Below are 26,739 nucleotides of genomic sequence, written 5' to 3'. Positions count from 1 at the left end.
ATACCAAAATTCAAATTTTTACCACTTCGACTATGAAAAACATAATTAAACAATTCCCTGTTTTAAATCAATATTGCTATGCGGATACGGCCACCTCAGGATTGCTTTACGATGGGCTGTTAGACTGGCGGCAAGAACACGATCTAGATGTACTGATTGGAGGTAGAAAGCTTAGTTCTAAATTGGGCAAAATAGTGTCCGAAACTAGAAATACAGTGTCCAAGTTCTTTAGCTGCAAGAGCGAAAATGTAGCCTTAACTCCCAATTTCTCTATTGGAATCAATCTTTTATTGGAAGGGTTGGGTAAAAAAGAAAAGGTGTTGCTTCTGAAGGGAGATTATCCTTCGGTAAACTGGCCTTTTGAGTCTAGGGATTTTAGTATTTCTTATGTGGATATATCGGCAGATCTAGAGGAGCATATTTTTAATAAGATTAAATCTGACAAGATAACACTACTGGCCTTAAGCTTGGTGCAATGGCTAAATGGCGTTAAAATTGATGTAGAATTCTTAAAAACCTTAAAAAAGGAATATCCAGACTTGATTATTATCGCAGATGGAACTCAATTTTGTGGAACAGAGAGTATAAATTTTGACACTTCAGGTATCGATGTACTTGGTGCAAGTGGCTATAAATGGTTGTTGGGAGGTTCTGGAAATGGTTTTATGTTGTTTTCTGATACCGTAGCTGGGAGATTTAACTGTCCTACCATCGGGTTTAATGCTGCTAGGGGAAATTTGGATGGCAAGGATGCAGTTTCGTTTTCCAATAGGTTTGAACCTGGACACCTAGATAGCATGGCTTTTGGAAGTCTAAACTATTCCCTGAAATTTCTTTCTGAAATTGGTATGGACGTAATATCTGAACAAATAAAGTTACTTTCTAATAAGGCGCTATCAGAATTTGGAAACCTAGGCCTTTTGGAGTCCTATATAATAGATAGAAACGTTCACAGCTCCATATTTAATATAGCAGGGGGAGATAAAGAATATTCGAAATTAATGCAGAATGATGTTTTGTGTGCACAGCGCGGAGGTGGTATACGGCTTGCTTTTCATTTCTATAATACAGAAAATGAAATAGATAGGATTGTGAAAATCTTAAAGTAAGGCTGAGTATTCCGGGTTAATGAAAATTGAGGGGGCTTATTTATAAATGTAGCCCTAAGAGCAATTTTATTTTAAGAAATTGATAAAACTGATTATGGTCATTGGCAAGGAGAAGTTTAATGGTGTAAGTTTGTAAAAACTTAAATAGTAAGGTTATGGCAATTTCTAAACAATATTTAAAAACTAGACCAGTATGTAAAGTTACTTTTTCCGTACCAGCTGAAAAGGCTGTAAAAGTAGCTGTTGTAGGTGATTTCAATGATTGGAGTTCTGAAAAGAGTGTTTTAAAGAGATTAAAGAACGGAACCTTTAAAGGTACATTCGAATTCCCAAAAGATAAAACCTATGAATTTAAGTATTTAGTAGATGGTGAATTTGTGAATGAACAAGAGGCTGACCGTTTACAATGGAATGAGTACGCGGGTACCGAAAATTCAGTGTTGGAATTGTAATCTCCCAATTAAAAATTTTTAAGCCTAGTGTCCTGAGTGATCAATAGGATGATTTTCTCACCAAGTGAGATTTGAATACTGCAAGGCTTGGGTAGAAATGTTATCGGTAGTTTCTGTCCGATGCCTCATGGGCTTGCCTTGAGGTAATTGATTTAAAATTCTGGAATTTCCCCCAATTCCAGATTAAGGTAGAAGTAGAAAAGTAGGGGCGTATTTTAGTTGCTTTAGGGGCAGTTTATAATTCCTAAGCAATAGGCCATTTACAACTCATAAATTGGTCATACTAAAGGTTTACTTCTTGATAAGGATATAGTTTTTGAAATAATTCTTGTCATCCGAAAATTGGGTAAGTATGCGTAGCCCAGCTGCTTGGGCTAAATCTGCTATGTGTGCATCGTCATATTTTTGTGATATTTCTGTATGTATGGTTTCCCATGCCTTAAAATCAATTTCAAGATCCAAACTTTCAATTGTAACCCTTTGAGCAGTTTTGGAAACTAAATAACTTTTTGCGGTTCCTGATTCGGGGTCATAAACCTCCCAGTGTATAAAGTTATCCAGATTAAAATTGGCATTTAAATCCTTGTTTATACGTTCCAATAGATTTTTGTTAAAGGCTTCGGTTACGCCATGTGGGTCGTTATAGGCATTTAATATGGTCTGAGGGTTCTTTTTTTGGTCGCAACCTATAAAAATCATATCGTTTCCATGCATTCCTTTTGCTAATTTGGCTAGAAAAATAATGGCTTGATCACGCGTAAGATTGCCAATGTTGGACCCCAAAAATAGGATTACATTTTTTATGGTTTCGGAAGATTCGATGGTTTCCAACATATTAAAATAAGTACCTTGCTTAGGGATTACTTTTATATTTGGAAATTCCAAGGATAGGGAATTCTTAAGTTTGGCAAGGGCATTATCACTGATATCAATCGGTACATACCTGAATTCTCTATTTGTTTTAAGGAGTTGCTTTAGGATTATTTTCGTTTTCTTACCATTACCGGCCCCTAGTTCCACAAGATTTAAGGAGGCGGCATTTTGTAAGAATAGAGCGGTAATCTGTTCCTTGTTTTTATTCAATATATCAAATTCGCATTCTGTTAAATAATACTCCGAGAGTTCCATAATACGTTCAAATAACATATCTCCTTTCTGGTTGTAGATATATTTGGAGGATAAATGTTTTGGAGAAGCCATAAGTCCGTCCTTCACATCTTGAGCAAACTGAGCCTGGGTTTTTGATATTGTATTTTGTTCCATAGGTGAGTAGTATAATTTATTGGGCCAATCTTACGCCCGTGTATTGCCATCTTAACTTAGTTTGAAAAAAATTGCGATAGCTAATTCTTGCGTGGTTTACAGATGTGGCAACCGAGCTACCTCTCAGTACTTTTTGGTTCACCATAAATTTTCCGTTGTACTCCCCAAGGGCCCCAGCTGCTTTTTTGTAATTGGGGTAGGGCAGGTAAGCGCTTTCTGTCCATTCCCAGCGGGTGCCCCAGTTAAAGTTGGTTGCGGCTATTTCCCATTCAAATTCGGTGGGGAGTCTACAGCCTTTCCATTGGGCAAAAGCAAATGCCTCAAAATAAGATATATGAGTCACGGGCAGGTCTAGCTGTAGTTCTTTTATCCCGCCTAAAGTGTAATGATGCCATTTTCCGTCTATCTGGTGCCAATACATGGGCGCATTTATAGGGTTGCTATTTATCCAGTCCCAGCCTTCAGAATGCCAAAATTGAAATTTGTTATAGCCGTCGTCATTTATAAATTCCAAATATTCCTTATTAGTGACCAATTTATTGGATATGGAATAAGGATGTAGATATACTTTATGTCTTCCTAGTTCATTGTCATAACAGAAACTATTGTCCGAATGACCAATCTCGTAAACCCCTTCTGCTATAGATATCCATTGCTGTTCTTGACCTTCGATAGGATGTTCTTTAAATGAAGTTTCGTAAATGGGGAGCAAGGGGTTATTGCCCAGTATGAATTTAATATCGGTGAGCAATAATTCTTGATGTTGTTTTTCGTGGTGGATCCCTATTTCGGTAAGCTGTAATATTTCCTTGCTAGGTTGGTTGTTTAATAGGGCTTCCATTTGTGAAGTTACAAATTCGCGATACTCATATATCTTGTTTACGGAAGGTCTAGATAGGTTGCCGCGATCGGCCCTAACAACCCTTTTCCCCATGCTTTCATAATAGCTGTTAAAAACAAAGGAATAATCTGGGTCAAAAACTGTGTAATCCTTTATATGGTTTTTAAGAATAAATTCCTCGAAAAACCATGTTGTATGTCCTAGATGCCATTTGGGAGGGGAGACATCCACAATGGGCTGAACCACATAATCTTCAATCTCTAAGGGATTGCATATTTCTTTGGTATGGGTCCTTGTCTCTAAAAAAAAGGTGGTGATATCTGTAGTCTTGGCCATAACGTATTGTTTGTCCTTTAAAATTACGGAATAATGTGAAGATAAGATCGATCTAAAAAAAATAGGATTGACTCAAACAAAAAAATGGGTCATTATCGTTAAAGGATAATGACCCATTCGTTTTGCTAAAGCGATTTAAGGTGTTGCGATATTTAAATGGCGACTGCGCCTTTAATATGTGGGTATGGATCGTAATCTTCTAAACTGAAATCCTCAAACTTAAAATCAAAAATATCCTTTACTTCTGGATTAAGAACCATTTTGGGCAGTGGGTTTGGGGTACGTCCCAATTGAAGGTCCACCTGCTCCAAGTGGTTGTTGTAGATGTGGGCATCTCCAAAAGTATGTATAAAATCCCCTGGTTCCAAGTCACATACCTGGGCCATCATTAGGGTGAACAAGGCATAGGAGGCAATATTGAAGGGAACACCCAAAAATATGTCGGCACTACGCTGGTATAACTGGCAAGATAATTTTCCGTCAGCTACATAAAATTGGAAAAATGCATGACAAGGGGGTAAAGCTACTTTACCGTTGGCTACATTCTCTGCAAAAGAAACGGAGGTATCTGGTAAGACACTTGGGTTCCATGCAGAAACCAACATACGTCTGCTATTGGGGTTGTTTTTAAGAGCGTGAACAATTTCTTTTATTTGATCTATTTCTTCCCCGTTCCAATTTCTCCATTGATAACCGTAAACTGGACCTAGGTTTCCATCTTCATCAGCCCATTCATTCCATATTCTAACGCCATTTTCCTGTAAATATGAAATATTAGTATCGCCCTTTAAAAACCATAACAGTTCGTGAACAATGGATTTTAAATGCAGTTTTTTGGTGGTTACCATGGGGAAGCCTTCGGCTAAATTAAACCGCATCTGATAGCCAAACACACTTTTTGTGCCTGTTCCTGTGCGATCCCCTTTTTGGTTACCGTTTTCCAAAACATGTTTTAGTAAATCGTGGTACTGTTTCATATGCTTATCCTAATTATACTTTTAATCCACTGTAGCCCTAATTTCAGTTGTTACGGCTACAGTGGTGCAAATTAATAAAATCTGTTCTTATAGGACGTTTTGAGCGCCTCAAGTTATCATAAATTATCAACGGGTATATAAAGGAGTTTATGGCATAGTTGGTGTGTACTGGAGAAAGCTATTGCTTCCGTTCGTTGGGCTTAATAATCATTCTAAAGGATTGATCTTTATAAATGTAATACCCAATCCAATTGTACAAGGTCCGTAGTTTGTTTTTAAAATTGACCAATCCCATGATATGGACAAAAATCCATATAAACCAGGCAGAAAATCCTTTTAGAAAGTATTTTTGTTTAGGGGAATCCATAACGGCTTTATTTCTACCTATAATGGCTAAAGAGCCTTTGTCCTTATAGCTAAAGGGTTTCCAGTCCGAACTGTCTAGGCTTAGGTTATAAGCCAAATTTTTAGCCTGTTGGAGGGCTGGTTGAGCCAGTTGAGGATGGCCTTCTGGATAGTGTTCATCTCCAGAGACTAAAGCGCTATCGCCCAACGCATAAATAGTACTATACCCACTGACCAAATTAAAGGCATTGGTTTTTAACCGTTTTCCTTTTCCATAGCTATCCTCCGAAAAACCTTCAAATGTTTTTGCGGAAACTCCTGCCGCCCAAATTAAGTTCTTGGTCGGTATTTCGCCTCCGTCCGACAAATATACGGTCTCATTTTTAAAATCCTTGACCAAGGTATTGAGTCTTATTTTTACGTTCAATTTGGAGAGTTCCGCATGGGTATAGTTTTGAGATTGTTTGGACATGGGGGCCAAGACCGCATCCTGACCGTCTATTACGTAGATGTCCCCCAAATCTTCCTTACTTAATTCAGGGTAATCTTTTCTTAGGATAAACGATCTCATTTCTGCCAATATACCCGATAGTTCCACTCCAGTAGGTCCTGCACCTGCGACCACGAAAGTGAGCAGTTTTTTGCGTTCTTCTTTGTCGCTTAAACGAGTTGCACGATCTAATCTGGTGAGGATTACATTTCTAAGGGAAAGGGCATCACTGATTGTTTTCATTGGTAAACTCCTTTCCTCAATGTTCTTGTTGCCAAAAAAGTTGGTTTCTGCTCCAGTAGCCATAACCAGGATATCGTACTTTATTACGCCATTGTTTAAAATGATCTTATTTTCTGATGGAACTACCTTTATCATTGCCCCTAGTCTAAAGCGGACACTCTTTTTATCCCTCAAAATTTTCCGAAAGGGATAACTGATGGCAGAAGGCTCCATAAAACCTGTAGATACCTGATAGATTAGTGGTGGAAAGAAGTTATAGTTATTGCAATCCACTAGGATGAGTTCGTATTTGCTGGAATTCCCCAATCTTTTTACAAATTCCAGCCCTGCAAATCCACCTCCTACCACTACAATAGTTTGCTTTTCTTTCATATTGTGACATTATATATAAAGGTAGTGGCAAATACTGAAAAAGAACCTAAAATGAGATTATAATTGTGACTCAATTAATTTTCAAGTGGTTTAGAAGTAGCTATAGGTAAGCGTATTTAAGCATTAAACAAAGCGAATAGTAATTCAGTGCGCTCCAAATAAAACACCTAAATTTAACGGAGGTTTGTTGACCGGTTTAAATTCTATTGGGTTTTGCGAATCAGAATCATGCTATTGACCTAGCAAACCAAACGTACGTCAGAATGAATATAACCTTAGCAGAATATATCAAAAGAAGGAATGGGGTATCGGCTGGAAAGCCAAAATCGTTGAGGAACAATCTTTATCGTTCTTTGGGGGCTAAAAATTTTTCTACTTTTTGGAATTATTGGAACCCCATTTTCGGATATTATTTGGGGAAATATATTTTTAAACCGCTAAGAAAAACCTTTCCGGTTTCTATTTCATTAGTTTTTACCTTTATTTTCTGTGGCTTGATTCACGATACTGTCACCTCAATCTTCCGATCAAATATATCACTGTTTTTTACGACTTGGTTTTTGTATATGGGTTTTGCAGTCTTATTGACAAGGATGCTGAAGCATAACTTTTTAAAGCAAATCTGGATGGTACGAACATTAATTAACCTGAGTATAATTAGTGTTTGTCTTGCATTAGCGATCTATAGCAAATATTTAATATTGTTTTACTTTTAACCCAATATCATGCCAGCGATAGCTGCGGAAAGTAGCGATGCCAAGGAGCCACCTAATACGGCTTTCATTCCAAACTCGGAAAGGGTCTTTCGTTGCCCTGGTGCCAAGGAGCCTATGCCGCCAATTTGAATGCCAATAGAGGCGAAATTAGCAAATCCACATAGCATATAGGTCGCCATTATAATAGATTTGTTATATGTGAAATGGGTTGCACTGGTGATATCCTTTAGGTCTGCCAATTGTATGTATCCTATAAATTCGCTTGCAGCAAGTTTAATTCCCAATAACTGTCCCATCAACATAATGTCTATAGATTCTACTCCAATTAGCCACATTAGGGGAGCAAAAAGAGTTCCGAGAATGGCTTCCAATGAAAAATTCTCATAGGGGGAATTGGCAGTTATCCATGAGTTTAGGTCCGTAATTTCTCCGGTCCAATTTAAGATGCCGTTGATCATTGCAATAAAGGCTACAAAAACCAGAAGCATAGCACCGACGTTAACGGCTAATTTAAGGCCCTCGGTAGTACCATTGGAAATAGAATCCAGAATGTTGGTGCCAATTTTTTCGTTGGAAACATGAACATCTGTATTTATGGCTTCGGTCTGTGGGTATAAGATTTTAGAGATGACAATTGCGCCAGGTGCCGCCATAACGGATGCAGCTAAAAGGTGTTTCGCAAACTGAAGTCGCAGAAGTGGGTCATCGCCACCAAGAAAACCGATATAGGCTGCCAATACTGCCCCTGCAACAGTGGCCATACCTCCAATCATTACCAATAGTATTTCTGATCGGGTCATTTTTTCTAAATAGGCCTTGATCAACAAAGGCGCCTCTGTTTGTCCTAAAAAAATATTACCGGTTACGCTTAAACTTTCTGCCCCCGAAATTCCTAGGGATTGCGACAATAACCAAGCCAATGCCTTTACTACTTTTTGAATTATCCCCAAATAGAATAAAACAGAAGTTAGGGCCGAAAAGAAAATAATAGTGGGAAGGACCTGAAATGCGAAAATAAACCCGAAGGTATCCATATCTATTACCAAGCCTTCGAAAAGAAACTTGCTACCTGCTCTTGTAAAGTCTAAAATGCTAACAAAAATTTCCCCTCCAAACTCAAAGATTTTGGAAACGAAGCTGAGGTCAAATCTATATCCAAAGGCATTAAATCCTATTTTTTCACCAATTAGGATGCAAACGGCCAACAGGAGTTGGATTAATAGGCCAATTCCCGCAGTTTTCCAGTTTATAGCTTTTTTATTGTTACTAAAGAGGTAGGCAATAAAAATCAACGAAAACATTCCTAAAATCCCTCTCCAAATACTTTGGAAAGAAAAACCTTGGTTAGGAATGAAGCCAACCGTTTCTACAATTGCGCTCTGAGTGCTGCTTTCTTGGGCTAGGGAGGGGGTTGCGATACAGAATAAAATAAGGAGTACCCAGAGCTTGTTTCTCATTAAGTAATGTTTGGACTATTTGCGTTTGGAAATTTCATCCCTAAGTTTTGCAGCCTTTTCGTAATCTTCGCTGGCAACCGCTTTGTCGAGTTCTGTATACAGTTCCTCCAAGCTAAGTTCTAGGTACATGTCCTTAGAACCAGGATTTATCTCTACTGTTTCCCCTTCTTGTAGTATCTCGTCCACCATAATACTATCATCAGATTCATCCTTTTCCTTTTCTTTGGAAGAAAATTTAAGGAAAATTCCCGCCTTGTCTAGGATGGTCTTATAAGTAAAAATAGGGGCGTTGAACCTAAGGGCCAAAGCAATGGCATCGCTGGTTCTGGCATCTATAATTTCTTCTATTTTATCTCGCTCGCAAATAATACTGGAGTAAAAGACACCATCTACCAATTTATGTATAATGACCTGTTTGATGACAATGTCAAATCGGTCGGCAAAATTCTTAAAAAGATCATGGGTCAAGGGCCTGGGAGGCTTAATTTCTTTCTCCAGAGCAATGGCAATGGATTGGGCTTCAAAGGCACCAATAACAATAGGCAATTTTCGATCACCCTCCACTTCATTCAATATAAGGGCATAGGCACCATTTTGCGTTTGGCTATAGGAAATCCCCTTTATTTTTAATCTAACTAGACTCATAAGTATATAAACTAAAAAAAGGCTGTACAAATTACAGGAAGGACCTAGTGGATTTGCACAGCCCTTTAAGGGGCACAATTTAACGAAAATTAAGCGTTTTGAGTCTTAAATTTCTTTAATTTTTCTATTAGCGTGGGAACTACTTCAAAAGCATCCCCTACCACACCGTAGTCTGCAGCCTTAAAAAATGGGGCTTCAGGGTCGGAGTTGATGACTACTTTTACCTTGGAAGCACTTACTCCTGCCAAATGTTGAATGGCGCCAGATATGCCTATTGCAATATATAAGTTGCTGGCTACCGGCTTCCCAGTTTGCCCTACGTGTTCCCCATGTGGCCTCCAGCCTAGGTCAGAAACAGGTTTGGAGCAAGCAGTAGCAGCTCCTAGTACTTCGGCCAATTCTTCTATCATTCCCCAGTTTTCTGGACCCTTAAGACCTCGTCCACCAGAAACAACAATATCGGCATCAGCGATGGTTGCCTTGCCAACTACCTTATCTATAGATACTGAAGTAGTGCCAAAAATATTCCCATCTAGCGAAGGACTAAAGCTCTCTACGGTGGCAGTGGTCTTGTTTTCAACACTTCCAAAGGCATTGTTGGAAACACCAATTACTTTAATATCGGATTTAAGTTCCGTATGTGCAAAACCTTTGTTACTAAATACGGTTCGCTTTACCTTAAATGGAGAAATACTATCGGGTGCCGCTACCACGTTAGGAACATATCCACCTTTTAGAAGCGCCGTTAAAATTGGAGCCAAAAATTTGGTGTCTGTACTGGAGCTTACTATAATGACCTTGGCACCTTCTTTTTCGGCAGCCTGTTTTAGCACATGGGCGTAGGCCTGAGCGTTAAAGGTCTTTAATTTTTCGTCGGTAACATTCAAAACCTTGGATATCCCATAGTCTCCCATGTTTCCCGAGTCGTTGGCATTGATGGAGACCGCTGTGGCGGTAGTATCCATTTGTCTGGCCACCTCATGGGCGAAAGAGGCTACTTCAGTGGCATTCTTTTTAAATTTTCCGTTTTCGGACTCCGTATATACTAGAACTGACATAGTTGTTTTATTTTTTATTTTTTTAAATCGATTTTGGTAAAAACTCCAATCGATGCATTATTTTATTATGATACCCCATCAATTGGTAAGCTCTATTTTAGATTACCTTGGCCTCGTTGTGCAAAAGATTGATCAACTCGTCCAAATTATCGGCCGCTACCAGTTTGATACTTCCTTTTGGAGCCGGTTTGTCAAAAGCAACATCTTCTGTCGTGATTTCGGTTCCAACGGGTTCTACCACATTTAGTTTTTTCTGTCGAGCCATCATTATCCCTCTCATATTGGGAATCCTAAGGTCGCTTTCGGCCACTAAACCTTTTTGTCCTCCAATAACCAAAGGAAGGCTAGTGGTTAATTTTTCTTTTCCGCCATCTATTTCCCTTACCGCAGTTGCTGTCTCTCCTTCAATTTCTAAACTGATACAGGTATTTATAAAATTCATGCCCAATAAAGTAGCCAATATCCCAGGTACCATACCGCCATTGTAATCTATAGATTCCCTACCGGCAATCACTAGGTCATAGGCCCCGTTTTTTACTACGGCTGCCAATTGTTCTGCAACAAAATATCCGTCTAAGGGTTCCGCATTTACCCTAATGGCCTCGTCCGCTCCAATGGCAAGTGCCTTTCTTATGGTAGGTTCCGTAGTAGGCCCACCTACCGTGGCAACATGTACAGTTGCTCCTTGTTTTTCTTTGAACCACATGGCCCTTGTAAGGCCAAATTCGTCGTTTGGATTAATTACAAATTGCACTCCATTACTATCAAACTTGGTGTTGCCATCGGTAAAATTAATTTTAGACGTAGTATCGGGGACATTACTTATGCATACTAAAATTTTCATATGAATATATTTTTTAAATCGGTTTTTTGAAACATTGCTAAGATACTCAATAATTTTTGAATTACTATGCATGCATAGTATATTTTGAAGCATTTTTAATAATTTACCTCTTAGTATTGATATATTATTTCCTATTTTTGCTTGCACTTTTAGAATTTTAACAAAAGAATTCAAGTTTACAGATGAAAACACTACAGTTTAGGGAAGCTATTCAAGAGGCAATGTCCGAAGAGATGAGAAGGGACGAGTCCATTTACTTGATGGGAGAGGAAGTTGCGGAATACAACGGAGCCTATAAGGCTTCTAAGGGAATGTTGGATGAGTTCGGCCCCGAGAGAGTAATTGACACGCCTATATCAGAGCTTGGCTTTTCAGGTATTGGAATAGGTTCTGCCATGACCGGTAATAGACCCATTATAGAGTTTATGACCTTCAACTTTTCCTTGGTAGGGATAGATCAAATCATAAACAATGCTGCGAAGATCAGACAAATGTCAGGTGGTCAGTTTAATTGTCCTATTGTTTTTCGTGGACCAACCGGTTCTGCAGGGCAATTGGGAGCAACGCATTCACAAGCCTTTGAGAGCTGGTTTGCAAACTGCCCTGGACTAAAAGTTGTGGTTCCCTCCAATCCCAAGGATGCCAAAGGATTGTTGAAATCGGCCATACGTGACAATGATCCGGTTATTTTCATGGAATCCGAGCAAATGTATGGCGATAAAGGTGAGGTTCCTGAAGGGGAATATACCATACCTTTAGGTGTTGCAGATATTAGAAGGGAAGGAACAGATGTTACTATAGTTTCTTTTGGAAAGATAATTAAGGAAGCGGACAAGGCTGCCGATGAATTGGCTAAAGAAGGTATTAGTCTAGAAATAATAGACTTGCGTACGGTAAAGCCATTGGATTACGATATGGTGTTGAAATCCGTAAAGAAAACTAATAGATTGGTCATTTTGGAAGAAGCCTGGCCCTTTGGGAATGTGGCAACTGAAATCACCTATTACATACAAGCAAATGCATTTGATTACTTAGATGCACCGATCGCCAAAATAAACACTGCCGATACTCCGGCGCCATATTCTCCCGTGCTTTTGGCAGAATGGTTGCCTAATCATGAGGACGTGATCAGAGCAGTGAAAAAAGTAATGTATAAAAAATAAGCTACCATTTAAACAAGTTTTTTAGCTTCGTTAGCGTTCAATTATCGTTGACGAAGCTTTTATACTATAAGTATTCCAGTAAAATAAAGTAGGTAGCTGCCGTTTTACCCACCCCTTTCTTTTTTGACATTTCGGCATAATTTTGGTAGGTTTTACAAATAAGACCATGAGAACAATCCTTTTATTCATACTTTTTGGAGCGCTTCAATCCACCTTTTCCCAGACCAAGGTAGGTGGTGTGGTTGTAGATGAAGATGGAGAACCTGTGGCCTTTGCCAATGTCTTGTTCAAAAATTCTTACGAAGGGACCATTACCAATGATAATGGGAGGTTCTATATGGAATCAGACACTACCCATGACACCCTGTTAATTTCGTTTATTGGATACGAATCCCAAGAGATTCCACTTACCAAGAAGGTAACTGTTGCGATGCGAATTGTAATGCTCGAAGCCAGTGAGCAACTCAATGAAGTAGTGGTGTATGTAGGAAAAACAGATAAAAAAAATAATCCAGCCATCGATATCCTTAAAAAGATCTGGGCTAAAAAACGGAACAATGGATTGTATATGTTCGATCAATATCAATACGATAAATACGAAAAGATAGAGTTCGACTTAAATACAATAGACAGTGCTTTAATGAAAAGTAGGGTCTTTAGGGGGTTAGAATTCGTTTTTAATGATTTAGATACTTCTAGGATAACGGGAAAGACTTATTTGCCCATATTTCTGAATGAAACCTTTTCCAAAGTCTATGGGGACAATGTTTCCAAATTGGTGAAAGAGGACGTACTGGGTAGTAAAAACTCGGGATTTAACAATAATCAAGCAATCATCGCCTTTATCGAGGATCTGTATTCAGATTATGATATCTATAATAACTACCTGAAATTTTTTGATAAAAGTTTTACAAGCCCTTTGTCCAGAACGGGTGTGGATACCTATAATTATGTATTGTCCGATAGTGCCTATATCGATAATAAATGGTGCTATAATATTGTTTACTATCCTAGAAGAAAGAACGAATTGACCTTTAAGGGTAACTTTTGGGTAAACGATACCACCTATGCGGTTAAAAATATTAATCTGGCGGTGACCAAGAGCGCCAATATCAACTGGGTCAAGGAAATCTATATAGAACAGGAATTTGATGTGGTAAACGATTCTGTATTCTTGTTGAAAAGGGATCATATGTTGTCCGATTTCAGCTTTTCTAAAAAGGAGGAATCTCGTGGAGTATACGGAAAGCGGACTACCGTGTACGACAATCACCTTTTTAATAAGGCCAATCCAAAAGAATTTTATAAGGCTAAAACCGATCCATTTGATCCCCTAGTGCTGAACAAGGAGGATTCCTTTTGGGAAGCCAATCGATTAGAGTCCTTAAATAAGGATGAAAAGGGAATCTATAAATTATTGGATACCTTAAAAACGGTTCCCAAGTTTAAGAGCTACTATAATTTGGTGAGTATATTGGGTTCCGGATATGTTGAAATAGACAAATGGAACTTGGATTTAGGGGAAGTATTCGGTGTATTCGGGTACAATGAGGCAGAGGGAGTGCGTCTTAGGGCAGGGGCAAGGACCTATTTTGGACAAAATGACCCCTGGCGACTAGAAGGATATATGGCCTATGGTTTTGGGGATGATAAAGTGAAATATGGATTTTCAGCAAAATTCTTGGTAGATAAACGCAGTCGTTTAATACTATCTGGGGGTAACCGGAGGGATGTAGAGCAATTGGGACTTAGTTTAACCGCTACCAACGATGTGTTGGGGCGAAGTATCGCATCGTCTTCGGTCTTTACAGTAGGCTCTAATGACCGACTTACCAATATCAACCTGTCTACCTTTAATATGGAAATGGAGCCGGTCACCAACCTGAGGATCGGTGTGGGTAGTAGCTTTAGAACACTAAGTTCAGCCCTGCCAGAGGTGTTTAGTTTGGATTATTTAGATCCGTTGTCTCCAACCGGGGTGTCTTCGGAAATTAAACAGTTTGATATCAACACCGTTTTAATCTATACCCCCGGAAAACGAACAATAGGTAATGGGGTGGAAAGAAGAAATATCAACGATAATTATAGTACCCTGTTCTTGTCCTATACCAATGGGGTGAAGGATGTTTTGGAAAGCGATTTCGACTATAAGAAAATTCAGTTCAGCTATACTCAGCCTTGGCAGGTGGGAGGCTATGGTAGGTTGTTGAGTACGGTAGAATTAGGAAAGACCTATGGCGAAGTACCCTTGGGTCTTTTAAATGCCATTCCTGGAAATCAGACCTTTTTCTCGGTGTACAATACCTTTTCTAACCTGAATTTTTATGAATTTATTACCGATACCTATGCGTCGGTACATTTGGAGCATAATTTTAATGGGCGACTTTTTTCTAGGATCCCCGTGATTAGGGAATGGAATTTAAGGGAGATAATAGGAGTGAGAGGAGTATGGGGTGAATTGTCTGATGAAAATAAAGTATTGAGCGGCCCGGTAAATATTCCGTTAATGGCGCCCTCAGGTACTCCTTATTGGGAATATTCCGTTGGAGTAGGTAATATTTTTAAGTTCTTGAGGATCGATTTTAATTTTAGGGGCAACTATTTGAATGCTCCCGATGCAAGGCCTTTTGGAGTGACCGGATCGTTTGGGTTTCATTTCTAAATAGATTTTTAAGGGTTGCCAAAGAATTATTTATTAAATTGAAATATAAAAATTAAATAGTATAAAAATAAGCTTATGAATAGTGATGAGATTACCTCGTTCGACGTATTGATTGAAATTCCAAAAGGTAGCAGGAATAAGTATGAATACGATTTTGAATTAAAGAAGATTCGTTATGATAGGATGATATTTTCCTCTATGATGTATCCTGCTGATTACGGTTTTATACCGGAAACACTTGCATTGGACGGAGATCCGTTAGATGTGTTGGTGTTAGTTACAGAGGCCACTTTTCCCGGATGTGTTATGGAGGTAAAGCCAATAGGTGTATTTCATATGACCGATGAAAAAGGTCCGGATGAAAAAGTAATATGTGTACCAGTATCTGATCCCGTGTGGAATAGGGTCAATGATTTAAATGAGTTAAATCCACATCTTATAAAGGAGATTGAACACTTTTTTAAGGTGTACAAGGATTTGGAAAAAAAGAAGGTAGATGTTGGCGGATGGGGGCAATTGCAAGATGCTAAGGATATTGTGGCCAAATGTATACAAAGATTTAAGGATAGTGATGTTCCAGTTAAAGATGTGAGCATAAAGTATTAAACCTTAAAATTTAAATAGTTTTAAAGCAATATTGTCTAAATAATATTGCTTTTTTTATTCTCGCTTATTTTATTACTTTTATCCCCCTAAATAATCAACTAATAATCAATAAATGGAATCAATAATTATTTATGTGCCAATAATAATGGCATTGATCGGCCTCGTCTTTATGGCGGTAAAAAGGTCTTGGGTATTAAAACAAGATGCCGGGGACGGTAGAATGAAAGAAATTTCAGATTATATCTATGAAGGTGCCCTAGCTTTTTTGAAAGCCGAATATAAATTATTGACATACTTTGTAATAGGTGCCAGTATTGCCTTGGCGGCAGTGTCCTTTATTGTGCCAACAACCCATATACTTATTGTTGTGGCCTTTGTTTTTGGAGCATTTTTCTCTGCACTTGCAGGAAACATGGGGATGAAAATAGCTACTAAGACTAACGTTAGGACTACACAGGCCGCGAGGACAAGTTTACCACAGGCCCTAAAGGTGTCCTTTGGTGGAGGAACCGTAATGGGACTTGGTGTTGCCGGATTGGCGGTATTGGGATTGACAACTGCATTTATTCTTTTGTTCCAGTACTTTATGAATGGTACTTGGAGTTCTACTGAGGATATGACGATAGTGTTGGAAACCTTGGCAGGATTTTCCCTTGGGGCAGAATCCATTGCCTTGTTCGCTAGAGTTGGAGGTGGAATTTACACCAAGGCTGCGGATGTTGGGGCAGATTTAGTAGGTAAGGTAGAAGCTGGTATCCCGGAAGACGATCCGCGTAACCCTGCTACCATCGCAGACAACGTAGGAGATAATGTGGGCGATGTGGCCGGTATGGGTGCAGATTTGTTCGGTTCCTATGTGGCTACCGTTTTGGCGGCCATGGTATTGGGGAACTATGTGATAAAGGATATGGGGGGTGCTATAGATGATGCCTTTGGTGGGATCGGACCTATTTTGTTGCCTATGACCATTGCTGGTTTCGGAATCTTATTTTCCATAATCGGTACTATGTTGGTAAAGATTAATAGTAATGATGCCAAGGAAAAGCAAGTACAAGGTGCTTTAAACGTGGGGAATTGGGTTTCTATAGCGCTTACTTTAATCGCTTCCTATGTGTTGGTAACCTATATGTTGCCAGAAACCATGAAAATGGAATTTTTTGGTGAAGGGTTAAAAGATATTTCCTCAATTAGAGTATTCTATGCTACTGTGATTGGTTTGGTCGTAGGTGGTGTTATTTCCTCTATTACGGAATATTATACTGGTTTAGGTACAAAACCCGTATTGGCAATAGTTCAAAAATCGAGTACTGGAGCGGGAACCAACGTTATTGCTGGTCTGGCTACCGGGATGATTTCTACATTCCCTACAGTATTGGTTTTTGCTGCTGCAATATGGTCTTCTTATGCCCTAGCAGGTTTCTATGGGGTGGCATTGGCTGCCTCCGCTATGATGGCAACAACAGCTATGCAATTGGCTATTGACGCCTTTGGCCCTATTGCCGACAACGCAGGAGGTATTGCCGAAATGAGTGAGCAAGACCCCATTGTAAGAGAACGTACAGATATTTTGGATTCCGTAGGGAATACCACAGCAGCAACTGGAAAAGGATTTGCAATTGCCTCAGCGGCATTGACCTCCCTAGCCCTATTTGCAGCCTATGTAACCTTTACCGGGATAGATGGGATAAATATTTTTAAGGCACCTGTATTGGCGATGCTTTTTGTTGGGGGAATGATTCCAGTAGTATTTTCTGCATTGGCAATGAATTCTGTAGGGAAGGCCGCCATGGACATGGTTTATGAGGTGCGAAGACAGTTTAAAGAAATCCCAGGAATTATGGAAGGAACTGCGAAGCCGGACTATGCTAAATGCGTGGATATTTCTACCAAAGCGGCTTTGCGCGAAATGATGTTGCCTGGAATATTGACTATCGGATTTCCTATCGCTATTGTGCTTTTGGGAAAATTGGTCTATGGTAGCGACAACCAATTGATCGCAGAAATGTTAGGAGGATATATGGCAGGTGTTACCGTATCTGGTGTGTTGTGGGCCATATTCCAGAACAACGCTGGTGGTGCTTGGGACAATGCTAAGAAATCATTTGAAGCTGGAGTGGAGATTAATGGAGAAATGACCTATAAAGGATCTGAGGCACATAAGGCTGCTGTTACTGGAGATACTGTAGGAGATCCTTTTAAAGATACTTCCGGTCCTTCTATGAACATCCTAATAAAACTTACCTGTTTAATTGGTTTGGTTATTGCACCTATTTTAGGAGGTCATGAAATTGAGACAGGCGTAGCCAAGAAAGAAGTGAAAGTTGAAATGCTTTCGGAATCGGAAGATGTAGCGCAAGCTATTGTAAGTTACACTACCCTTAAAGATGGCAAAGAGCTAAAAGAAGAGACAACCTTTAGGGGAACTCGGGAAGAAGTAAGGGCACAGTTGGAAGCCTTTGAAAAAACTACCGTTATTGGTGACGATGTCAATATTAAAGTTGTTATCGATAAGGTTGAAATTGAAAAGTAAGTTGCAGAATTTATAATTTGATACTATATTAAAACCTCGTTTAAAAGACGGGGTTTTTACTTTTGTAAAGGAAATTTAAATGAACTATAATGATCTAGTAACCCTGGGCATCGCTTTTGGATTGGGGCTCCTAGTGGGACTTCAACGTCAAAAGGCTAATGATGAAATGGCCGGTGTACGTACATTTACCTTAATCGGTGTGCTTGGGGTCCTTTCTGGATTTCTGACCAGAGATTATGGTAATCCATTCATATTGCCAGTTTTAGGGATGGCGGTAACCGCTCTTTTGGTAATCGCGAACTTTATAAAATTAAAATCGATTGCTCAACCAGATGTTGGGCAGACTACAGAGGTAGCGGCCTTATTGATGTTTGCCATTGGGGCATACCTAGTGATGGGCGATAGGGTTTTAGGGGTGATAATCGGAGCCTCCATGGCGGTATTGCTACACCTTAAGGACTGGCTCCATGATTTTATAAATCGATTAAAGGATAAGGATATTGCCGCCATAATGACTTTTGTGGGCATTTCTTTAGTGGTTCTGCCCATTTTGCCCAACAAGACTTTTGGACCCTATGGGGTGTTAAATCCACAGAATATCTGGTTGATGATAACCCTTATAGTGGGGCTAAGCGTATTGGGATATTTTATTTACAAGTTTGTTGGAAAAAAGGTCGGAATAATTTCTAACGGGGTCCTTGGAGGTTTAATCAGTAGTACAGCAACTACGGTGAGCTATGCTAGGAAAACAGCGGATACCGCAGGTATTGGAAAGTTGGCGGCCTTTGTAATCACTACGGCCTCTACTATTGCCCTCGCTAGGGTTATGGTAGAAGTAATCGTTGTTATACCGGAAAAGATTTCTGTAATGCTATTGCCATTAATTTCACAATTTGTGCTAATGGCACTGATCTGTGTAGTTTTGTATTACAATATAACCAGGGATTCCACAGATGAAAAGATGCCAGAACCCAGTAATCCGGCTCAATTTAGGAGCGCATTGGTTTTTGGGTTGCTCTATGGGCTAATTTTGTTGGCTGTGGCCTTTGCAAAGGAAGAGTTTGGTAATGAAGCTTTGTATACTGTTGCTATAATAAGTGGACTCACCGATGTGGACGCTATTACGCTGTCTTTATCTCAACTTATTAAAGGTGGTGCCTTGGAGGTTTCCACAGGATGGCGATTAATCTTGTTGGCCTCACTCTCCAATCTGATCTTTAAAGGGATTTTGGCAGCGATTTTGGGAACAAGGCTATTGGCTAAATGGATTGCCTATTCTTTTGGGGTAGCTGTTATTGTGGGAATATGCATAATTTGGCTGTGGCCATCAACTTGGCATTTTTAGGAAATGGGCTGGTTTACTACAAAAGATCCCTTGCAGATCATCGCTTTTCAGACCTATGGCACTTCTCGGCAATTGTATATAAAAGGTCGTGCGTTAGAAGATGAGAATATAGACCTTTCCAAAAAGAATATTTTTCATCTATTGATTAATTCATGGAAGCGATTTGAAACAGATGTAATTGGGAACGCCAAGCTGGTGCTGAAACTTTCTAATGGGTTGGAATACGAGTTTGAAACGGATAAGGAAGGTTATTTTTTGGAAAAAATCCAAGTTGAGGAGCATCCTTTTACATGTAATGAAGAAGGATGGTTGGCGTACGAACTTTCCTTTTTAGATACCGAACTGAAGAGGGAAATTCAGTTAGAAAACAGGTTCCCTGGTGAGATGTTGGTGCCCTCCGCTACTTCAGATTTTGGGGTTATCAGTGATATAGATGATACAATTTTGCATACGGGATTAGTTTCCCTATTAAAATGGCGGGTAGTGTACAATACATTGTTTGTAACTCCAGGGAAACGATTGCCCCTTGCCGGAGCTGCGGATTTTTACCACCTTTTGCATAGGGGGGCATCGGGAAAGGCTTCAAACCCTATCTTTTATGTGAGCAACAGCCCGTGGAACCTGTATCGCTACCTCGAATTTTTTCTAAGAAACAATAATTTTCCAAAAGGCCCTATTTTATTAAGGAGCCTAAGTTCTTTCTTTAAAAGACGCAAGGTGGAAACTGAGGAGAGCCAGTCCCACAAACCCCGTGAAATAATGAATATTCTTAAGAATTATCCGGAAGTGCCCTTTATTCTTATAGGAGATAGTGGGGAGCGTGATGCTGATATTTATATGAAAATTGCACAACGCTTTCCAGATAGGGTTAAAGCCATATATTTACGGACTGTGTCCCATAAAAAGAAGATGATTAGGGTTAAAAGCTTGTATGCAGATTATAAAACAGTGCCAGTGTTGTTGGTGGCTGATTCCGATCAGGCTATAGCACATGCTAGGGAGCATGGATTTGTCCGTTAGGAATTATTATGATATAATCACAGCTTACCAAGGAGCTAAAAACCCTTTACTAAAATGTGGTAAGAGAAGTTAACCCCGGGAATGTAGGGGCTAGAATAATCCGTTTATCTCAGCGTCGATTTTGTTGATGACCAAGCCGAGATCCTCCGGCTCGTCCACAAAGTTTAGTTTATCTACATCTATTACCAGAAGATTGCCTTTTTTATAGCTTTGTGCCCAAGCTTCGTATCGTTCGTTCAACCTACTTAGATATTCAATGGAAATTGTGTTCTCATATTCCCTTCCTCTTTTGTGAATCTGGTTTACCAAATTGGGAATAGAACTTCTTAAATAGATCAATAGATCTGGAGGTTGTACCAAAGTTTCCATCAACTCAAAAAGACTGGTATAATTTTTAAAATCCCTATTGGTCATTAAGCCCATTGCATGTAGGTTGGGCGCAAAAATATGGGCATCCTCGTAAATAGTACGATCTTGGATGGTTTCTTTGCCACTATTTCTGATCTGCAAAATCTGCCTATACCTATTATTAAGGAAATATATTTGGAGATTAAAACTCCAACGTTCCATCTGATTGTAAAAATCATCCAAATAGGGGTTGTCCTCAACATCTTCATATTGAGCCTCCCATTTGTAGTGTTTGGACAAAAGTCTGGTCAAGGTTGTTTTACCAGCTCCAATATTTCCAGCGACAGCAATATGCATAGGTAAGTATGTATTATGGTTAGTGTTTATGGGCACATTTGATTAAGCGGTACAATATACGAGATATAGTGTGCATGTTAAAATCTTTAAGTTAATATCCGATGAAAACCTGAGGAAATAGAATTAAAACTTACTTACTCCTATTTGGATTAAACCAAAACGCTTTTCAATAGTCTTAACTACAATTATAAAATTATAGTATTATGAAGGTTTTATCTTTTTTGCCATTGCTACTGTTTGCGTTTCATTTTGGTGTCCATTCCCAAGACTTTCAGGGGGAGGCAACCTATTTCAGTAAAACTACGGTGGATATGGATTTGGATGGAAGACAGATTCCGGAGGATCGAAAAAAGCAAATAATGGAGCGCATTAAACAAGCCAATGAGCGAACAAATATTTTAACCTTTGATAAGTCTACCTCAATCTATAAGGAAGAAGAGCGTTTGGAGCAGCCAGGTAGCGGAAGGGGAGGCATGAGGTTTGGTATGATGGGCGGTGCAGGTGGAGATTATTACAAAGACGTGAAGGAAGGAAGGTATTTGGTGAAAAATGAGCTTTTGGGGAAGGTATTTTTGGTGGAGGATGAATTGCCCAAATTGGAATGGAAACTGGGAGGAGAAACAAAACAGATCGGGAATTATATGGCCTACAAAGCTACCGCCTTAAAAACGATTAAAAGACCAAACATGAGGGCTGCTTTTCGTAGGGGCAATGATAATACGGAAAATAAGGAAGAAGCATTTTTGGAAAAGGAAGTGGAAGTAGTGGCCTGGTATACGCTAGATATCCCAGTTAATCAAGGTCCAGGTGAATATTGGGGGCTTCCAGGCCTAATCTTGGAGGTAAGTGATGATGTTACCATAACCCTCTGTACGAAAATAGTGCTAAATCCAACAGAGAGGAAAGAAATTAAGGCCCCTACTGGAGGCAAGAAAGTGACGCAGGAGGAGTATGATAAGATTTCTAAGGAAAAGATGTCTGAAATGCGAGACAATTTCCGTCGAGGAAATGGGAACAGGGGAGGAAGGCGACAGTAGGTTTTAAGATCCATTTGGTATTTAAATTTTATAGATGTACAAAAAAACTTGTTTTTCAGTAGTTGTGGTTTTTTGCATTTTTTTATCGGCCTTTGGGCAAGAAATAACATTGACGGGAACCGTTAAGGATACTACTGGATTGGGAGTCGATATGGCGAACGTTATCGCTATAAACTCCGATACCCAAGTATTGGAAGCCTATGGGATTACCAATCATAACGGGCTGTATAAACTGTCCTTAAAAGTGGGTTCAAATTTTAAGATCCGCGTTTCCTATTTGGGGTTTAAAACGGAGGAATTCGCCTTTACGGTGCCATCAGGGAATGTAGAAAAGGACGTTGTGCTATACGAGCAAACCAATGAATTGGACGGGGTAGAGGTTACCTATGAGATGCCAATTTCGGTAAGAGGGGATACCATAGTCTATAATACGGATTCCTTTCTTACGGGGACAGAGAAAAAACTGAAGGACGTGCTCGCAAATTTACCAGGAGTAGCAATAAATGAAGATGGACAAATAGAGGTGGAGGGGAAAAGGGTGACCAAAGTAATGGTAGAGGGAAAGGATTTTTTTGATGGAGATTCCAAACTGGCGTCAGAAAATATCCCAGCCAATGCATTGGATAAAATAGAGGTGTTGAGAAATTATAACGAGGTGTCGCAAATGAAGGGCCTAACCAACGATACGGATAATGTAGCCATAAATATAAAATTAAAAGAAGGAAAGAAGCGGTTTTGGTTTGGGGAAATTACAGCGGGTTATGGAACGGAGGATAGTTATTTGGCGCATCCAAAGTTATTCTATTACAGTCCGGATTACAGTATCAATATAATAACCGATTTAAATAATATTGGAGAGGCGCCCTTTAACCGAAGGGATTACCAGAATTTTACCGGCGGATTTCGGAACCTAGGCAGTGGTAGTGGAAGCGCTATTGATATTGGGGGTGATGGATTGGGTTTGTCGAACCTACAAAACAACAGGGCAAAGGAACTAGACACTAAATTTGCGGCTGTAAATTTTAGTTATTCCCCAAAGGAAAACTGGGATTTAAGCGGATTTGCAATTTATTCCTATACAGCGACTTTAATGGAGAACCAAACTCGAAGAGTGTACATATCCTCCAACGAAACAGAAGATGCTGCAAGGGCAACAGATCAGACCGTGCACTTGGGATTGGTAAAGTTTAGCTCCCTATACAAGCCACATGATAGACTTCAAATTGATTATGATGTGCTTTTAAAGCAATCCGATGACAAGGAGATGGAAAATGTACGTTCTATTTCCAACGTCACCGATGAAATCACAGAAAAAAAGAAACAGAAACCTACATCTGTTAGTCAGAATGCCAATCTGTATTACACCTCTTTAGATTCGAAACATATCTTTGCCTTAGAGGCACAATATATTTATCAGGATGAAGATCCTTTTTATAATGCGGTACGAGATAATTTTGCGTTTGGGGATATTTTTCCCGTAGACCAAGATCAATCTAGTTACAATTTAAATCAGTCCAAAAATACCATTACCAATAAAGTGGATGCCAAGCTCGATTATTATTGGGTTACCGGCCTTAAAAGTAATGTAAACCTTACTTTGGGAACTACTCAAAGCCATCAGAACTTTAATTCTAATATTTTCCAGATATTGGATGGAGGTGATGGGTTAGATTTTACGGAGGATGAATTTAACAATGAGGTGGCTTATAGCATTTCGGATCTATATATGGGAGTGCATTATAAGGTAATATCTGGGATCTTTACTTTTAATCCAGGGGTTACCTTGCATCAATACGGAACTAAAAATAAGCAGTTGGGAACCTCCGTATCGGACAATTTAACTGCTCTGCTGCCTGATTTGTATATTAACGCACAGCTTAAGAAATCGGAAAACATAAGGTTTAACTACAGGGTTACTCGGTCTTTTACGGATGTGAATAAATTTGCAGGAGCATTTGTTTTAAATAACTACAATTCTGTTTATTCTGGAAATAGAGATTTGGAAAGTGCCCTAAACCATAATCTCTCTTTAAATTTCTTTAGTTTTAACATGTTTAATCTCACCAATATTTTTGGAAACCTCACCTATACCAAAAGAATGGATGCCCTTAAAAGTGCATCGGAGATTATTGGAATAAATACGGTTGGCACCACCATAAATTCTAATTTGGAAGACCAGTCCCTTAGTGCTAATGGGAGGTATCAGCGTACTTATGGGAAGATAAAGGCATCGGTAGGGGCTAATATTTATTGGTCTACCACCAATAATTTGGTAGATATGCAACCAAGGAAATCGGAATCTTTTACGCAGAATTATTCCTCGTCCTTGGCAACCAACCTTAAAAATGCTCCTAATTTGGAATTGGGGTATAGGTACACCATCAACAATTATGATAATGGAGGACGGGCCACTACCTATTTTACCAATAGGCCTTTTGCCAAACTTGATGCTACCTTGCTGAAAAGTTTTATTTTCACCTTGGATTATGATTACTATAACTATAGTGACAAGGAAAATACCATTGAGAACACCTATAGTTTTTTGGAGGGTAATTTATCCTATCAGAAAAAAAGCAGTCCTTGGGAATTTGGAGTCAAGGGAACAAACCTTTTAGATACAAAAACTTTGGATAGAGATAGTACTAATGAACTGTTTTTTACCACCTCTTCCTATTTTATCCAGCCGCGATATGTGCTGTTTACTGTAAAATATGATCTGTAGGCTTTTTGGGACCACATTTTAAAATAGTTGTTAAACCAGTTTTGATACCTCAGTATTTCTTGTACTTTTGTACTTGATAATTTAGGAGGAAGGATTTGACTGATTGCAACCTCTGAAGGCCAATAAGAAAATTGGTGTAACAAAATGCTAAAGCAGTTTATGTTGTTGGTGGTTTTTATAACTCTTACATCACCTCTTCTCTAGGCTTCTTCAAATCCTTGTCCTTATTTAGTTATACAACGAATATGGCATATTTATTTACTTCAGAATCGGTCAGTGAAGGACATCCTGACAAAATCGCAGACCAGATAAGTGATGCACTTTTAGATAATTTTTTGGCCTTCGATTCGGATAGCAAGGTAGCTTGTGAAACTTTAGTGACCACAGGTCAGGTGGTATTGGCCGGGGAAGTCAAGAGTCGCACTTATTTAGATGTTCAGCAAATTGCTAGGGACGTCATCAATAGAATTGGTTATACCAATGGCGATTATAAATTTAGCGGCGATTCTTGTGGGGTTATTTCCTTGATCCATGAACAATCCAAAGATATCAATCAGGGTGTAGATAGGGGCTCTAAAGAAGAACAGGGAGCCGGTGACCAAGGGATGATGTTTGGATATGCTACTAAGGAAACCGACAATTACATGCCATTGGCTCTGGATATTTCTCATAAAATCTTACAGGTTTTGGCCCAATTAAGACGGGAAAATACACAGATCGATTATCTAAGACCTGATGCAAAAGCCCAAGTTACCATTGAATATTCCGATGATAATGTGCCGCAGCGGATAGATACTATTGTGGTTTCTACCCAGCACGATGAGTTTGATGCGGACGATGAGGTGATGTTGGCTAAAATTAAAAAGGACATTGTTTCCATTTTAATTCCGAGGGTAATGGAACAAATGCCGGAAAATATCCAGAAATTATTTGATGATAAAATAAAATATCATATAAATCCAACGGGGAAATTTGTCATTGGAGGTCCACATGGCGATACCGGTCTTACTGGTAGAAAAATCATTGTGGATACGTATGGTGGAAAAGGTGCCCACGGTGGAGGCGCGTTTAGTGGTAAGGATCCAAGTAAGGTAGATCGTAGTGCTGCCTATGCGGCAAGACATGCGGCCAAAAACTTGGTGGCTGCAGGTGTTGCGGATGAGATGTTGGTGCAGGTGAGCTACGCCATTGGTGTGGTAGAACCTACCTCTATATTTGTGGATACCTATGGTACTTCAAAAGTTGGTTTAAGCGATGGGGAGATTGCCGGAAAAGTGGCTCAATTGTTTGATATGCGACCATTTGCCATAGAAGAACGACTAAAACTGAGAAATCCGATTTATTTGGAAACCGCTGCCTATGGCCATATGGGAAAAGAATCCATCAAAGTGACCAAAGTATTCGAATCCCCTTATAATGGGAGAGTGGAAAAGGAAGTAGAATTGTTTACATGGGAAAAATTGGATGAATTAGATAAAGTAAAAAAAGCATTTAATCTATAATTTTATGAAAATAGTAGGAAAAAGAAATTTTCCCTACCTATATTTGCATACCTAAAGTTCAAACACTTATTGAATTGTTATCAAGAAAGGTGGAGGGAATAGACCCTTTGAAACCTTAGCAACCCTTTGACCCATATGTCAATGAAGGTGCTACATTCTACCTAACCACAACATTATGCCCTTTGGGTTTTAATGTGGCCCAGGCAGATAACACAAACGATTGCTTCGGCAATTGACTTTCTTTTTAACTTTTTGATTTTATAATAGTGGACTGTCTGCACTATTTGCTTTGGATTTTT

20 protein-coding genes and 1 riboswitch are annotated in these 26,739 nt (G+C 39.2%); of the genes, 11 read left to right on the top strand and 9 right to left on the bottom strand.

Features of this window, described 5'->3' with window-relative positions:
- Positions 1-32 precede the first annotated feature (32 nt).
- Positions 33-1,109, top strand: coding sequence for an aminotransferase class V-fold PLP-dependent enzyme (locus tag KCTC52924_RS02510; RefSeq protein WP_251809076.1), 1,077 nt, complete (start codon positions 33-35; stop codon positions 1,107-1,109).
- Between the two features lie 155 nt (positions 1,110-1,264).
- Complete coding sequence (locus KCTC52924_RS02505; RefSeq protein ID WP_251809075.1) at positions 1,265-1,561, top strand: isoamylase early set domain-containing protein; 297 nt, start codon at positions 1,265-1,267, stop codon at positions 1,559-1,561.
- A gap of 291 nt (positions 1,562-1,852) precedes the next feature.
- On the opposite strand, the gene KCTC52924_RS02500 is transcribed toward KCTC52924_RS02505, so the two are convergent.
- From KCTC52924_RS02500 to KCTC52924_RS02465, 8 genes are all read right to left on the bottom strand, one after another.
- Positions 1,853-2,824, bottom strand: a complete 972-nt coding sequence (locus KCTC52924_RS02500; protein WP_251809074.1) for an L-histidine N(alpha)-methyltransferase — start codon at positions 2,822-2,824, stop codon at positions 1,853-1,855.
- Positions 2,825-2,840: 16 nt separating this feature from the next.
- A complete protein-coding gene (egtB, locus tag KCTC52924_RS02495) occupies positions 2,841-4,001 on the bottom strand; it encodes an ergothioneine biosynthesis protein EgtB (protein ID WP_251809073.1) in 1,161 nt (386 codons plus the stop codon).
- 152 nt (positions 4,002-4,153) lie between these two features.
- A complete protein-coding gene (locus KCTC52924_RS02490) occupies positions 4,154-4,978 on the bottom strand; it encodes a thymidylate synthase (RefSeq protein WP_251809072.1) in 825 nt (274 codons plus the stop codon).
- A gap of 178 nt (positions 4,979-5,156) precedes the next feature.
- The gene (locus KCTC52924_RS02485) at positions 5,157-6,428 is read right to left on the bottom strand and encodes an NAD(P)/FAD-dependent oxidoreductase (RefSeq protein ID WP_251809071.1); all 1,272 of its coding nucleotides are present in this window, start codon (positions 6,426-6,428) and stop codon (positions 5,157-5,159) included.
- A gap of 712 nt (positions 6,429-7,140) precedes the next feature.
- Complete coding sequence (locus tag KCTC52924_RS02480; RefSeq protein WP_251809070.1) at positions 7,141-8,601, bottom strand: NupC/NupG family nucleoside CNT transporter; 1,461 nt, start codon at positions 8,599-8,601, stop codon at positions 7,141-7,143.
- A gap of 15 nt (positions 8,602-8,616) precedes the next feature.
- Positions 8,617-9,246, bottom strand: coding sequence for a bifunctional nuclease family protein (locus KCTC52924_RS02475; RefSeq protein ID WP_251809069.1), 630 nt, complete (start codon positions 9,244-9,246; stop codon positions 8,617-8,619).
- 89 nt (positions 9,247-9,335) lie between these two features.
- A complete protein-coding gene (locus KCTC52924_RS02470; protein ID WP_251809068.1) occupies positions 9,336-10,304 on the bottom strand; it encodes an electron transfer flavoprotein subunit alpha/FixB family protein in 969 nt (322 codons plus the stop codon).
- 97 nt (positions 10,305-10,401) lie between these two features.
- Complete coding sequence (locus tag KCTC52924_RS02465) at positions 10,402-11,148, bottom strand: electron transfer flavoprotein subunit beta/FixA family protein (RefSeq protein ID WP_251809067.1); 747 nt, start codon at positions 11,146-11,148, stop codon at positions 10,402-10,404.
- A gap of 182 nt (positions 11,149-11,330) precedes the next feature.
- Between KCTC52924_RS02465 and KCTC52924_RS02460 the strand changes: the two genes are divergently transcribed.
- From KCTC52924_RS02460 to KCTC52924_RS02435, 6 genes are all read left to right on the top strand, one after another.
- Positions 11,331-12,311, top strand: coding sequence for a pyruvate dehydrogenase complex E1 component subunit beta (locus KCTC52924_RS02460; RefSeq protein ID WP_251809066.1), 981 nt, complete (start codon positions 11,331-11,333; stop codon positions 12,309-12,311).
- 166 nt (positions 12,312-12,477) lie between these two features.
- On the top strand, positions 12,478-14,973 hold the full coding sequence (locus KCTC52924_RS02455; protein ID WP_251809065.1) for a DUF5686 family protein: 2,496 nt from the start codon (positions 12,478-12,480) through the stop codon (positions 14,971-14,973).
- 75 nt (positions 14,974-15,048) lie between these two features.
- Positions 15,049-15,579, top strand: coding sequence for an inorganic diphosphatase (locus KCTC52924_RS02450; protein WP_251809064.1), 531 nt, complete (start codon positions 15,049-15,051; stop codon positions 15,577-15,579).
- Positions 15,580-15,691: 112 nt separating this feature from the next.
- Positions 15,692-18,109, top strand: a complete 2,418-nt coding sequence (locus KCTC52924_RS02445; protein ID WP_251809063.1) for a sodium-translocating pyrophosphatase — start codon at positions 15,692-15,694, stop codon at positions 18,107-18,109.
- A 79-nt stretch (positions 18,110-18,188) separates the two neighbouring features.
- A complete protein-coding gene (locus tag KCTC52924_RS02440) occupies positions 18,189-19,454 on the top strand; it encodes an MgtC/SapB family protein (RefSeq protein WP_251809062.1) in 1,266 nt (421 codons plus the stop codon).
- Positions 19,455-19,457: 3 nt separating this feature from the next.
- Positions 19,458-20,474: an App1 family protein gene (locus KCTC52924_RS02435; RefSeq protein ID WP_251809061.1), complete on the top strand. Its 1,017-nt coding sequence runs from the start codon at positions 19,458-19,460 to the stop codon at positions 20,472-20,474.
- A 90-nt stretch (positions 20,475-20,564) separates the two neighbouring features.
- Here the strand turns inward: KCTC52924_RS02435 and KCTC52924_RS02430 are convergent, their stop codons facing one another.
- A complete protein-coding gene (locus KCTC52924_RS02430; protein WP_251809060.1) occupies positions 20,565-21,179 on the bottom strand; it encodes a deoxynucleoside kinase in 615 nt (204 codons plus the stop codon).
- A 203-nt stretch (positions 21,180-21,382) separates the two neighbouring features.
- Here KCTC52924_RS02430 and KCTC52924_RS02425 point away from each other — a divergent pair, with 203 nt between their 5' ends.
- The 3 genes from KCTC52924_RS02425 to metK all read left to right on the top strand — a co-directional run bounded on the left by KCTC52924_RS02425 (position 21,383) and on the right by metK (position 26,440).
- A complete protein-coding gene (locus KCTC52924_RS02425; protein ID WP_251809059.1) occupies positions 21,383-22,216 on the top strand; it encodes a GLPGLI family protein in 834 nt (277 codons plus the stop codon).
- 34 nt (positions 22,217-22,250) lie between these two features.
- Positions 22,251-24,938 carry a TonB-dependent receptor gene (locus KCTC52924_RS02420; protein ID WP_251809058.1) on the top strand — a complete coding sequence of 896 codons (2,688 nt, stop codon included), beginning with the start codon at positions 22,251-22,253 and terminating at the stop codon, positions 24,936-24,938.
- A gap of 245 nt (positions 24,939-25,183) precedes the next feature.
- Positions 25,184-26,440 carry a methionine adenosyltransferase gene (gene metK, locus KCTC52924_RS02415; protein ID WP_251809057.1) on the top strand — a complete coding sequence of 419 codons (1,257 nt, stop codon included), beginning with the start codon at positions 25,184-25,186 and terminating at the stop codon, positions 26,438-26,440.
- A gap of 74 nt (positions 26,441-26,514) precedes the next feature.
- Positions 26,515-26,654, top strand: a riboswitch (SAM riboswitch).
- Positions 26,655-26,739 lie beyond the last annotated feature (85 nt).

The organism is Arenibacter antarcticus (assembly GCF_041320605.1).
Taxonomy (GTDB): Bacteria; Bacteroidota; Bacteroidia; order Flavobacteriales; family Flavobacteriaceae; genus Arenibacter; species Arenibacter antarcticus.
Note: the sequence above shows the minus strand (reverse complement) of the source record. Positions and strands in the feature narration are given on the sequence as shown.

Bases quoted from the DNA above. Each gene is read 5' to 3' on its own strand.
- KCTC52924_RS02510 (WP_251809076.1), top strand. From the start codon at position 33: ATGAAAAACATAATTAAACAATTCCCTGTTTTAAATCAATATTGCTAT.
- KCTC52924_RS02505 (WP_251809075.1), top strand. From the start codon at position 1,265: ATGGCAATTTCTAAACAATATTTAAAAACTAGACCAGTATGTAAAGTT.
- KCTC52924_RS02500 (WP_251809074.1), bottom strand. From the start codon at position 2,824: ATGGAACAAAATACAATATCAAAAACCCAGGCTCAGTTTGCTCAAGAT.
- egtB (WP_251809073.1), bottom strand. From the start codon at position 4,001: ATGGCCAAGACTACAGATATCACCACCTTTTTTTTAGAGACAAGGACC.
- KCTC52924_RS02490 (WP_251809072.1), bottom strand. From the start codon at position 4,978: ATGAAACAGTACCACGATTTACTAAAACATGTTTTGGAAAACGGTAAC.
- KCTC52924_RS02485 (WP_251809071.1), bottom strand. From the start codon at position 6,428: ATGAAAGAAAAGCAAACTATTGTAGTGGTAGGAGGTGGATTTGCAGGG.
- KCTC52924_RS02480 (WP_251809070.1), bottom strand. From the start codon at position 8,601: ATGAGAAACAAGCTCTGGGTACTCCTTATTTTATTCTGTATCGCAACC.
- KCTC52924_RS02475 (WP_251809069.1), bottom strand. From the start codon at position 9,246: ATGAGTCTAGTTAGATTAAAAATAAAGGGGATTTCCTATAGCCAAACG.
- KCTC52924_RS02470 (WP_251809068.1), bottom strand. From the start codon at position 10,304: ATGTCAGTTCTAGTATATACGGAGTCCGAAAACGGAAAATTTAAAAAG.
- KCTC52924_RS02465 (WP_251809067.1), bottom strand. From the start codon at position 11,148: ATGAAAATTTTAGTATGCATAAGTAATGTCCCCGATACTACGTCTAAA.
- KCTC52924_RS02460 (WP_251809066.1), top strand. From the start codon at position 11,331: ATGAAAACACTACAGTTTAGGGAAGCTATTCAAGAGGCAATGTCCGAA.
- KCTC52924_RS02455 (WP_251809065.1), top strand. From the start codon at position 12,478: ATGAGAACAATCCTTTTATTCATACTTTTTGGAGCGCTTCAATCCACC.
- KCTC52924_RS02450 (WP_251809064.1), top strand. From the start codon at position 15,049: ATGAATAGTGATGAGATTACCTCGTTCGACGTATTGATTGAAATTCCA.
- KCTC52924_RS02445 (WP_251809063.1), top strand. From the start codon at position 15,692: ATGGAATCAATAATTATTTATGTGCCAATAATAATGGCATTGATCGGC.
- KCTC52924_RS02440 (WP_251809062.1), top strand. From the start codon at position 18,189: ATGAACTATAATGATCTAGTAACCCTGGGCATCGCTTTTGGATTGGGG.
- KCTC52924_RS02435 (WP_251809061.1), top strand. From the start codon at position 19,458: ATGGGCTGGTTTACTACAAAAGATCCCTTGCAGATCATCGCTTTTCAG.
- KCTC52924_RS02430 (WP_251809060.1), bottom strand. From the start codon at position 21,179: ATGCATATTGCTGTCGCTGGAAATATTGGAGCTGGTAAAACAACCTTG.
- KCTC52924_RS02425 (WP_251809059.1), top strand. From the start codon at position 21,383: ATGAAGGTTTTATCTTTTTTGCCATTGCTACTGTTTGCGTTTCATTTT.
- KCTC52924_RS02420 (WP_251809058.1), top strand. From the start codon at position 22,251: ATGTACAAAAAAACTTGTTTTTCAGTAGTTGTGGTTTTTTGCATTTTT.
- metK (WP_251809057.1), top strand. From the start codon at position 25,184: ATGGCATATTTATTTACTTCAGAATCGGTCAGTGAAGGACATCCTGAC.